This is a genomic window from Luteibacter sp. P4_E6 (assembly GCF_056401535.1).
Map to the genome: position 1 here is coordinate 1 of NZ_JBFUJE010000114.1, position 10,510 is coordinate 10,510.

The 10,510-nt window shown below is 63.8% G+C and carries 13 protein-coding genes; 10 read left to right on the plus strand and 3 right to left on the minus strand.

The features are described 5' to 3' along the window. A partial coding sequence (locus AC1DT2_RS09365) for an NUDIX hydrolase (protein WP_477295982.1) occupies window positions 1–265 on the minus strand: 265 nt, incomplete at its 3' end. A gap of 80 nt (window positions 266–345) precedes the next feature. Between AC1DT2_RS09365 and AC1DT2_RS09370 the strand changes: the two genes are divergently transcribed. After that, window positions 346–1,101 carry a DeoR/GlpR family DNA-binding transcription regulator gene (locus tag AC1DT2_RS09370; RefSeq protein ID WP_477295983.1) on the plus strand — a complete coding sequence of 252 codons (756 nt, stop codon included), beginning with the start codon at window positions 346–348 and terminating at the stop codon, window positions 1,099–1,101. 65 nt (window positions 1,102–1,166) lie between these two features. Beyond that, the gene (locus tag AC1DT2_RS09375; RefSeq protein WP_477295984.1) at window positions 1,167–2,297 is read left to right on the plus strand and encodes an FAD-dependent monooxygenase; all 1,131 of its coding nucleotides are present in this window, start codon (window positions 1,167–1,169) and stop codon (window positions 2,295–2,297) included. A gap of 10 nt (window positions 2,298–2,307) precedes the next feature. On the opposite strand, the gene AC1DT2_RS09380 is transcribed toward AC1DT2_RS09375, so the two are convergent. Beyond that, window positions 2,308–2,973, minus strand: a complete 666-nt coding sequence (locus AC1DT2_RS09380; RefSeq protein WP_213949896.1) for a hypothetical protein — start codon at window positions 2,971–2,973, stop codon at window positions 2,308–2,310. A gap of 137 nt (window positions 2,974–3,110) precedes the next feature. Between AC1DT2_RS09380 and AC1DT2_RS09385 the strand changes: the two genes are divergently transcribed. From AC1DT2_RS09385 to AC1DT2_RS09400, 4 genes are all read left to right on the plus strand, one after another. Then, window positions 3,111–3,893 (plus strand): hypothetical protein, encoded by a 783-nt coding sequence (locus tag AC1DT2_RS09385; RefSeq protein WP_477295985.1) that lies wholly within the window; start codon window positions 3,111–3,113, stop codon window positions 3,891–3,893. A gap of 171 nt (window positions 3,894–4,064) precedes the next feature. After that, window positions 4,065–4,577 carry a hypothetical protein gene (locus AC1DT2_RS09390; RefSeq protein ID WP_477295986.1) on the plus strand — a complete coding sequence of 171 codons (513 nt, stop codon included), beginning with the start codon at window positions 4,065–4,067 and terminating at the stop codon, window positions 4,575–4,577. A 225-nt stretch (window positions 4,578–4,802) separates the two neighbouring features. Continuing rightward, complete coding sequence (locus AC1DT2_RS09395) at window positions 4,803–5,948, plus strand: helix-turn-helix domain-containing protein (protein WP_477295987.1); 1,146 nt, start codon at window positions 4,803–4,805, stop codon at window positions 5,946–5,948. Between the two features lie 9 nt (window positions 5,949–5,957). Beyond that, entirely contained in the window at window positions 5,958–6,590 is a 633-nt protein-coding gene (locus AC1DT2_RS09400) for a Vgb family protein (protein ID WP_477295988.1), read from the plus strand. A 10-nt stretch (window positions 6,591–6,600) separates the two neighbouring features. On the opposite strand, the gene AC1DT2_RS09405 is transcribed toward AC1DT2_RS09400, so the two are convergent. After that, entirely contained in the window at window positions 6,601–7,488 is an 888-nt protein-coding gene (locus tag AC1DT2_RS09405; protein ID WP_063570803.1) for a LysR family transcriptional regulator, read from the minus strand. Window positions 7,489–7,655: 167 nt separating this feature from the next. On the opposite strand from AC1DT2_RS09405, the gene AC1DT2_RS09410 reads away from it, so the two are divergent. The 4 genes from AC1DT2_RS09410 to AC1DT2_RS09425 all read left to right on the plus strand — a co-directional run. Then, window positions 7,656–8,492, plus strand: a complete 837-nt coding sequence (locus AC1DT2_RS09410) for an SAM-dependent methyltransferase (protein WP_477295992.1) — start codon at window positions 7,656–7,658, stop codon at window positions 8,490–8,492. Window positions 8,493–8,538: 46 nt separating this feature from the next. Further along, entirely contained in the window at window positions 8,539–8,760 is a 222-nt protein-coding gene (locus AC1DT2_RS09415) for a hypothetical protein (RefSeq protein ID WP_477295989.1), read from the plus strand. Window positions 8,761–8,844: 84 nt separating this feature from the next. Next, window positions 8,845–9,228: a hypothetical protein gene (locus AC1DT2_RS09420; RefSeq protein ID WP_477295990.1), complete on the plus strand. Its 384-nt coding sequence runs from the start codon at window positions 8,845–8,847 to the stop codon at window positions 9,226–9,228. Window positions 9,229–9,230: 2 nt separating this feature from the next. Then, on the plus strand, window positions 9,231–10,510 hold a 1,280-nt coding region (locus tag AC1DT2_RS09425; protein WP_477295991.1), incomplete at its 3' end, for a GGDEF domain-containing protein.

The window sequence follows — 10,510 nt, forward strand, 5'->3', positions numbered from 1 at the left end:
GGCCGGCAGCCGCCTCGACCAGCATACCGTCGTGACCGTTCACATAAGCGGGGAAGCGGAACTGTCGCGTCAGGACCACCCGCCGCGTCTCGCGCTGGTAAAGCAGCACCACGGCCCCGTTACCGCGGTCGTACGTCTCGCGTTGCTGGCGCTGCCAGCTGCCGTCGGAGCGGCGGAAGTCGAAGGTGGTGGTCTTCAGCGTGTACCAGTTATCGGACAGCACACGGGTTTCGACAATGCGGACGCGTTCGGACGGAGCGGACATGGCAGGCCTGCACACTGGACGGGAGAACGTCGGTACGGTAGTGTGCAGTTTCGTGCAATGTCAATGAATTTCGTGCATCCATGCTGACCACTCACCGAAAGCAGGCCATCCTCGCCGCGCTCAAGCGCGACGGCCAGGTCGTCGCCAAAACGCTGAGCAAATCGTTCGGCGTCTCCGAGGACACACTACGCCGGGATCTTCGCGAGCTGGCGGCGGAGGGACGCTTGCAGCGCGTGCATGGCGGCGCGCTCCCGGCCTCGGCCGCCGTCGGCGATATGGTGCAGCGGCAGGACATCGGCACCGACGCCAAACGGGCGATCGCGATGCGGGCCGCCGCCATGATCCTGCCCGGGCAGGTCGTGATCCTGGACGGGGGAACCACATGCGTGCAGCTCGCGCGCTGCCTGCCTCCCACCCTGGCAATCACCGTCGTGACGCACAGCCCGAGCGTGGCGGTCGAGCTTGCGGCGCACCCCCTCGTGGACGTGCTGCTGATCGGCGGCCGGCTCTTCAAGCACTCGATGGTCGCCGTGGGCGCCTCGGCCGTCGAAGCCATGGCGCATATCCGGGCGGACGTCTATTTCATGGGCGTCACCGGTGTCCATCCGACCGCAGGGCTCAGCACGGGTGACCTCGAAGAGGCTTACGTGAAGCGTGCCCTCGCCGCCCGCGCTGCCGAGGTCGTCGTGCTGGCCTCGACAGAGAAGCTCGGCGCCGCGTCGCCCTACGTGATTGCCGACGTCGACACGGTGAGCAGCATCGTCGTCGACAGCGGCGCGCCTGAAGCGATCCGTCGTCAGCTCCGTGCGCGGGGTGTGGACATCGTGGTCGCTTGAGCGGATGTACCGACCCGCTTCCGGGCGAGGCATAATCGGCGATTGTCTATCGAAGGACGCGCATCATGGCAATCGAAAGTTCGCAGCGGATTGTCATCGCTGGCGGCGGCATCGCCGGCCTGGCGACATGGCGCGCGTTGAAGCAACGGGGCATCGAATCCCTCGTGGTCGAACGCCGGCCCGTCGCAGCCGATGGTGGCCTGGCTATCAACCTGCCGGGCAATGCCATGGCGGCGCTCGAGCAGCTTGGCCTCGGCACGGACATCGCGCGGTTGGGCTACCCCGTACGCAAGCGCGAGTACCGTTCGCGGGACGATCGCCTGCTTGCCGCGATCGATGAAGACGCGTTCTGGGGAGAGTCGCTCCGTCCCCGCGCCGTCCGTCGCGCCGACCTCATGACGATGCTCGGCACCGGCCTGGAAGCCTCCAGCCTCAGGGCGGACCGCGCCATCGCCTCGGTCGCCCAGGACGCGTCGGCCGCTCATGTCCGCCTCGACAACGGCGAGGATCTGTCCACCCGCCTGCTGGTAGGCGCGGACGGCGTACGCTCCACGGTACGACAGGCGGTCATGGGAGCATCGCAGCCCTCCGCGGCACACATCGCCTCCGCCAGCTGGCGCTTCATGGCACCCAATCCCGGCGTCGACGGCTGGACCGCGTGGACAGGTGAGCACGGCACCATCCTGCTGCTTCCCGTGGATGAGACGACGGTCTACGGCTGGGTTGCCGTGAGCTCCCCGAACGTCGCAGGCGACGACCTCAAGCAGTTGGACCACGCGTTCCGCGACTTTCCCGAGCGCGTACGCAAGGCACTCGCCTGGGCGCTGGCTCATCCGGAGTCGCTGTACCACTCGCCGATCGAGGAAGTGCGCCTTTCCCGTTGGCACGAAGGCCGCGTGATCCTTCTCGGCGACGCGGCACACGCCACGGCGCCTGTCTGGGCCGAGGGCGCTGCCCTGGCGATGGAGGATGCGCTTGCCCTCGCCGCTTTCGTTGCCGAGACCGACGATGTCGCAGCCGTCGGGCGCCGCTTCGAACAAGCGCGCCAGCCGCGCGTGGCGCATGTGCAGGCCATGACCGATCGCCTGTCGAAGTCGGCGCGACTGCCCTATCCGCTTCGCCGCTTCATCATGCCCTTCGTCGTCCCGCGCAGCTATCGGGCCACTTACTCGCCGCTCAAGCCGACCGACGCCTGAGCCTGACGCCTCACCGCACGCCGGCGACCACCAGATACAGCCCGACGATCACACCCGTGGCCAGAAGATTGGCAGCCGAGGCCGTGGCCACGGCTTTCCACCACGAAATCTTCAGGATCCGCACGTAGATGGCCGTCTGCGCCCAGGCATACCAGAGGCAGCTGAGGAGCAGCAGCGCCCCGCCCAGCAGGATCCAATGACCTTTCGCGAAGGTCATGACGGTCGACGCAACGGCGAGGCCAAGGGCGAACGGCGCGAGCAGGTAGCAGTGGATATAGAACGGCTTCCGGAGCGAGTCACGGTTCGTCGGCTGGCGCTGATGCCGGAGCATGCTCATGGCACCGAACAGCCCGAAGAAGCAGAACACGACGCTGCGCGTCGCGATGACCATCTGCTCTGAGGAGAACAGCTCCTTACCCAGCACGGTGTCGATCGTCGAGGTGCCGTTCCGCGTACCCAGTTCGACAAGGTGCGCGAGGACGATCGTCAGGATCAGCATCAGCGGCGGGCTCACCATCTCGGTGAACTGCTCGTCCCGGGGCTGTTTCAGCTGCTCACCGGTGTAGACCGCGACGGCGACCGGGCGGGTGAGCGTCCTCCATAGCGCGCGTGGATAGAACACCAACCAGCCCATGATCTCGTAGAGGAACTCTTCGAGCGACTGCAGAATGCGCATGAAGTCCATCGGACACCCTCGCCTGACTTGCCGGAACAGTGGCTCGGACTGTACCGCTATGCCGGCCTGCGCGTTCCGAGATAAAGTCGCCCGGCACTGACAGGGGAGCGCGCACGATGCGGGCAGGTCGCAGGTGGATGGCTGGCGTGGCCGGCCTGTTTTTTATCGTGGCCGCCGCGGCGCAGATGCCTCCGGAGCCGACGACGAAGGGCGACTATGGGAACGGCGAGGATTTCCGTCTGACCCCGATCGTGGCCAAGGACGCTTCCGGCAGGCCGATCACCGATATTCCCGCGTTCGAACTCGGGTTTCGCGACACCGATGGCGCCTGGACTGAAGGCGGCCCGCCCGTTCCGTTTACCGGCGTCATTCCCGACGCACTGCGCGGCAGGGTCATGCTGGTGCTCGATGGTGACTGGTCCCTGGTGCCGCGCGGCTGGAAGATGTCGTACGCCATGCTCACCTCGGACACGACCCTCGCCGTGGGCTATGAGGCTCCGGGCGGCAAAGCGTCCGGGTGGATGAACTCGGGCATGGTCGTTTGCGCCGGTTGCGCCCTGGAGTACGCGGCGCCCTACTTCCCCCGGTCGATGCAGGACTGGCGTGCCGATGCCGATGAGGACTGGCCGCGGCCTCACCCCGAGCATCCCCCCCTCAACCTCTCCCGCCCGGACGGATGCACCGTCGTCTTCGACTACCAGATGCCGCACTCACCGCCTGTCCATGAATGGATGAACTACATCGGGGTCCGTTATGGCGTGCTGCTCTCCTTCGAGATCGCCATGCCCGACGCCGACAAGGACCTGCGTGACCTGATCTTTGCAGATCACACGAGTGACCATCAGAAGTGCGTGGTGCGACAGGATCGCGCCAAAGGAACACACCATGGCAGAAGTCGCAGACGAAGTACTGCTGCGTGAACGACATCGGTGCGGACCGCACGGAGCCATTGGTCGTCGAGGGGATCACCTGCAATCTGGTCGCCGACGCAACGTAGCCAGAGACCGGTCGCGTCCGATGGGCGTTCGACAGAGGGGCGGTCGCGGGTTAAGCTTAATCGGTAAACGTTTATATATAAACGGGTGACCGATATGGCTGAACCGATCAAGCTCGAAAACCTGCGCGATCTCATTTCTATGGGCGCCGTGAAGACGGCGACCATCCTCGGTCAGAAAGGCGGCTTTGCCGTGTTGGCGAGCACGGGATTGCAGGAACGCATCCTGGCGAACAAGGTAGGTCAGGTGAAAATGTTCGCGACGACGGACACCGCCGTGAAGGAGCTGGCGCGTCTGGGCCTGTCTTCCTTCCTCGTAGACATCTCTCACTACGAGAAAGGGCTGCTCCGCGCGCCGCGAACCGATGTGACCGAGCGTGCCAAGCGCGCCGCTGCCGCATTGGAACACGAGCAATGGTTCCGAGCACAGGTCGATGAAGCCCTACAGCAGGAAGCGTCGGGTGTTGCTACTTTGCACGCTCACGACGACGTGTGGGCGGAAGTGAAGAAGGCCACCGCGGCAACGCTCGCCCGGAGGAACACGGGTCCAGCGGCGCGCGCCCCGCGAAATACCGCCGCACCGTCGCGGGGGCGAAAGAAAGGATTGTAAGAGTGGCGCTGATGCAAAGATCTATCGCGTGCTTCCGTCGGCGAAAATGAAGGTATCCCGCCCGAGAATCCTAGGTGGGCTCCTCCGGTGGTCGTGAGCTAGAGTAGGTTCGATTCCACCGGGCGGGAGTGACAGCGTGGCGGGATTCCGATGGACTCGCTGATCACCGCMGCGGCGCGGGCSCTYGCCKCGGGCGATCCCCTKGGTGCCTTGAAKCGGGTTGCCTTGCGCGACGACGCGCCTGCCCTCGCCCTCCGCGGGATCGCCATGGCGCAGTTGGGTGATTTCGCCAAGGCGAAGGTGCTCGTCCGGCGCGCCGCCCGGGCCTTCGGATCGAAAGAGTCCATCGCTCGCGCCCGTTGCGTGGTGGCCGACGCAGAGATCGCCCTCGCATCGCGTGACCTGGGATGGCCGACCGAGACGCTCGACGCCGCACGGATAACCCTCGAAAACCACGGCGATCACACGAACGCCGCGCATGCACGCTATCTGGAAAGCAGGCGATGGCTTCTCATCGGCCGGCTCGACGAGGCCGAGCGTGCCCTCGCAACGCTGGCCCTGGACACCCTGCCGCCTGCCTTGATGGCTGCATGCGAACTCGTGACCGCCGGGGTGGCGATGCATCGCCTACGCGCAGGCGATGCGCGTGCCGCCCTTTCGCGCGCCGAGCGCGGAGCACGCCTCGCGGGAATCCCCGCACTCGTCGCGGAAGTCGAGAGTGCATGGCTCACGCTCAACACACCCGTCGCTCGTCTGCTGGCGCGTGGCTCGGAGAGAAACCTTCTGCTCGATGATGTCGAAGCCTTGATGGCCTCGCATGCCCTCGTCGTCGACACCTGCCGAAACCTCGTGCGCCATGCAGGCACCATCGCCTCGCTGGCGACACGGCCCGTTCTGTTCTCACTTGCGCGTGCGTTGGCGGAAGGCTGGCCCGTCGATGTTCCGCGCGAAGCACTGATTGCCCTGGTGTTTCGCACGAAGCAACCGGACGACTCCCACCGTGCCCGGCTGCGCGTGGAGATCGGTCGGTTGCGTGACTTGCTGCGACCGCTCGCCGACGTGGAGGCGACGCCACGTGGCTTCATCCTGATACCGCGCGACACCGATGAGGTGGTCGTGCTGGCCCGTCCGGTCGAGGAAGTGCACGCCAGCCTGCTCGCCTTCCTGGCTGACGGTGAGGCCTGGTCGAGCTCGGCCCTCGCGCTCGCGCTCGATACCAGCCAACGGAATGTGCAGCGCGGCCTCGAGTCGCTTCACGCGTCGGGCAAGGTGCAATCGTTCGGGCGCGGGCGCGCGCGCCGGTGGATCGCGCCACCCATGCCGGGATTCGCGACGAGCTTGTTACTCACCACCCCGCTGCCGGGTGACTAGGATGAGCCCATGAAGACGAAAACAGCTCAACTCATACGCGAATACGGTCCCTTCCCGGGTGTCGACAAAGTCGCCGGCGTGACGTTCGACGGCAAGCAAGTGTGGCTCGCCTCCGGCGACCATTTGCGAGCCCTCGACCCCGACAGTGGCGAGATCGTGCGATCGATCGATGTGATGGCGCATGCCGGCACCGCGTTCGACGGCACGCATCTCTTCCAGATTGCCGAGGACCGCATCCAGAAGGTCGACCCGAAGACCGGCGAAGTGCTGGGCACGATCCCGGCGCCTGGCCACGGTGGCGACTCCGGCATGGCATGGGCCGAGGGCACGCTATGGGTCGGCGAGTACCGCAACCGGAAGATCCATCAGGTCGATCCCGAGACCGGCGCGGTGCTTCGCAGCATCGACTCCAATCGCTTCGTCACGGGCGTCACCTGGGTCGACGGCGAGCTATGGCACGCCACCTGGGAAGACGATGTCAGTGAGTTGCGGCATGTCGACCCTCGATCCGGCGAGGTACTGGAAAGCCTGAACATGCCGACCGGCGCGCACGTGTCCGGCCTCGAATCCGACGGGAAGGACTGCTTCTACTGCGGTGGCGGCAATAGCGCCGTGGTCCGGGCGGTGAAGCGCCCGCGATAACCTCCGGACGCTAGGCGCCGGCGTCCAGCTCCGCGGCGATGAAGTCGACGAAGGTCCGCGCCGCCATGCGCGTGGCACGACCCAGCGGGAAGTACGCATGGACCGGCAAGTCGGCCATCTTCCACTCCGGCAGCAGCTGCGTGAGCGCACCACGGTCGAACTCGCGGCGGCAGGCCCATGAGGTGGTCGAGGTAATGCCGAGGCCACCCACTGCTGCCGCCAGCGCCCCTTCCGTGTCATTCGTGGAGACGTTCGGCTGCACGTCGATCGAGGTCGACTCGCCATCGCGCTCGAACTGCCATGAGGTCACGGCCATGCCTGCCGGCCCACGAACGATGCGATGGCTCACGAGATCCTCGGGCCGCTGGGGCGTGCCGCAACGAGCCAGGTAGGTCGGCGAGGCGACGATGACACGGTGCATCTTGCCGATCAGCCGGGCGGTACCACCCGAGTCGGGAAGAGGTCCCACGCGGATGCCGACGTCCACTGCCTCGCGGACCATGTCCTGGCGCTTGTCGTCGAGCAGCAGCTCGACCTGGAGCGAAGGATGGCGCTCGGTGAAAGTGGACAGCCGCGGGATCACCACGCGAATGGCCAGCGTCGACGGCATGCCGACCCGGAGCACGCCACGCAGCTCACCGGTCTCCCTCACGCTGTTCTCGGCATCCTCGATCGCCGCAAGGATGGGCTCCATGCGCGCAAGAAATTCCAGACCGGCTTCGGTTGGCAGGACGGCGCGGGTGGTCCGCGATAGCAGGCGCACGCCGAGGCTTGCTTCCAGCTCGGCCACCATGCGCGAGACCTGCGACTGGGCCAGTCCACTCTCGCGGGCGGCCGCGGAAAAGCTGCCGAGCCGGGCGACGCGGGTATAGAGCCGGAACGTAAGGATGTCCTTCAAGCGGCCCCCGGCATTTATGCTCAACCAGCATGGATGCTAGCCGGGGTCTGCCAACCACGCCAGTTGGCAGACGCAATTTCGGCAGCTCCCCTGTCCGGGGCGAACCGCCGACGAGGCAACCGCAATCAACCGTGCTTCTGTCTCAGAACTTCGCCTACTATCGCGAGATGAACACAACGTTAGTGGCACCTCCGAGGGATACGCGCCAAGGCAGCCTCGCCGTCGTCGGCATGGGCATGACCTTGGGTTCCCACCTCACCCCGCTTTCGCGCAGCCACATCGAACAGGCCGACGTGATCTTTGCCGGTCTGTCCGACAACATCGTCGAGCAGTGGCTCCAGCGCATGAATGCCGACGTGCGTAGCCTGCAGCCTTATTACAAGGAAGGTAAGTCGCGCCGGAAGACCTACGAGGAGTGGGTCGACCTGATGATGACCGAAGTCCGCGCGGGCAAGCGCGTCTGCGGTGTCTTCTATGGCCACCCGGGCATCTTCGCCTGGTCGCCCCACAAGGTCATTGAAGTCGCCCGTGCCGAAGGCTTCCAGGCTCACATGGAACCGGGCATCTCCGCCGAAGACTGCCTCTACGCCGACCTGGGTATCGACCCGGGCACCGTTGGCTGCCAGCACTTCGAAGCCGGCCAGATTCTTTTCTATGAGCGCCGCATCGATCCCAGTGGCTATCTGGTCCTTTGGCAGGTCGGCCTGGTCGGCGATCGTTCGCTCGCCCGCTTCACCACCAGCGGCGCCTACCGCCAGGTGCTGGTCGACGTGCTGAGCAAGGACTACCCGCTGGATCACGAGATCATTCTGTACCGCGCGGTCACCCTGCCGATCCAGAAGCCGCGCATCCGCCGCATCGCCCTGCGCGACCTGCCGTTTGTCGACGTGCCGACCGAAGAGACGGTGATCCTGCCGCCGGCCGCACCGCTGAAGGCAAATCAGGAAATACGCGATCGCCTGGCCGCGTTGGACAAGCTTGAAAAAGAAGCCTCGCTGGCATAAGCCAGACGTTCGGTCACCACATCAACAGCCACAGGAAGGAAAGAACATGCTGGACACGATCGAAATGTTGGAAGCCATCGGTCGGAACGCATCGCTTCGCCATGCGTCAACGGATGACCTTACCGAGGCCCTCCAACAGGCACAAGCTTCGGCGGCCCTTACTTCAGCTGTCGCCTCAGGTGACAGCTCCAAACTCTTTGCAGAACTCGGGTACAAGCTCATGCGACAGCCTCAAGTCTCGCAACACGTTCTTGATCCGGTATCTTGAGATCTCAGATCGGCCGATGAATGGCCAGCCTGATGCTGGGCAAGTTAGTCAAGAATGCAGGGCCTGAACAAGTAAGCATCGCTCATGGAAGGAGCCGCAGGGACTGAAGATGTTTCACTAACTCCGTTCATCATGTTTCATACAACCACGCAAACAGGGGACAACATGTCAGACACGATTGAACTGCTCGAGGCCATTGGTCGCGATGCGTCACTACGCCACGCCTCTGCGGAAGAGCTGACCGGCGCACTTATGCAGTCGCATGCCTCCGACGCATTGACTGCAGCGGTAGCGTCTGGAGACAGCTCGTTACTGGCCGGAGAATTCGGCCACAAGGCCAATTATCAGCCCCAGGCGATCCAGACGCCGAGTCACGAGGAGGATGAGACGGATCAAGACGACGATAAGTCGGATGCCCCTTCGACACCTGATGGCGGAAAGTCGCCTGACGACGAATTGACCAGTTAACGATGATCCAACTGCCGAGCCGCATCAGATCACGAGCCGTTACGACGGCGTTGTTCTTTTGCGTGCTCGCGCAACCTTTGTTCGCAAGGGCCTCCACGGAACACGCTCAGTTTCTCGAGGAAACCGAAAGTCTTCGCACAAAAGACCACCCTCAGTTTATTCAGCGTGTGTCGCAGATTCATGGCGAATCGAGCAGCCTAACTAATGCCGAGACGTGGCATCTACGCTACCTAGATGCCTGGGAGGCAATGTTCGAGGGGGAATACGCGAAGTCCGAAGCTCAACTCAACGAAGTGATCAAGCGATCCGGCGATCCGGTGTTAGGAGCAAAGGCATCTGCACTTCTGCTGAGCAACTTGTCATTCAACCGGCGCTACGAAGAAGCATTCACGCTTGCAAATCGTCTTGCGACCACCCTGCCCTCAGTGACGGATCCGCTAGCTCGATCCATGCTTCTCACAAATCTGTCACAGATGATGATTTTCGCGGGGCAACACGATCTCGCGATCAAATACGCCGCCATGGCCGAAGGCGCCGTTCCCCCGGGCGAGACTGCCTGCCAAGCCAATTGGTTAAAAGCAGCGGCGCTCTACAGCATAAAGCGCCTGACATCTTCTAGCCCCGAGCTAAAGCGAGCCGTTGACATGTGCATCGCTGCACGGGAGAAGGTGGTCGCGAACAGCGCGCTACTGCTAACTGGAAGCGTCTTCCTCGATGAAGAGCAGCCGTTGAAGGTAATGGCGCTATTGAATCGGATTTATCCGAGCATTCGCATCAACCACTACTTTCCACACGAGGAGCTAGCACAACTGCAGTGGGCAGAGGCGTACTTCAAGCTAGGAAGGGACGACGAGGCAAGGAAAGCTGCCTTGGCCGTTGTAGCTATGAACAGCGCAGGCGGCATCAGCGATTGGCTGAGAGAGGCATACGATGTCCTTTACCGGGTAGAGAAACGCAGGGGCAATGCCGCTGGCGCCCTCGCGTATTACGAGCACTTCACCGCCCAAGACAAGGGATATTTAAACGATCTTGGCGTCAGAAGCCTGGCCTACGAAGTAAGTCTGCAACACCAGATGGTGCAGAACCTCACAACAGATGGTCTCAGCAAGCAAAACCGCATCCTGCGGTTACAGCAGTCGCTGGACGCAAATACGGTTGCGACAGGCCGGCTCTACATCGCACTCCTGCTCGTGGTTTTGGCCTCCATCGGCCTACTCCTGTTCCGCGTAAAACGCTCCCAGCTCCGATTCAAGAAAATGTCCTCCCTGGACGGCCTAACCGG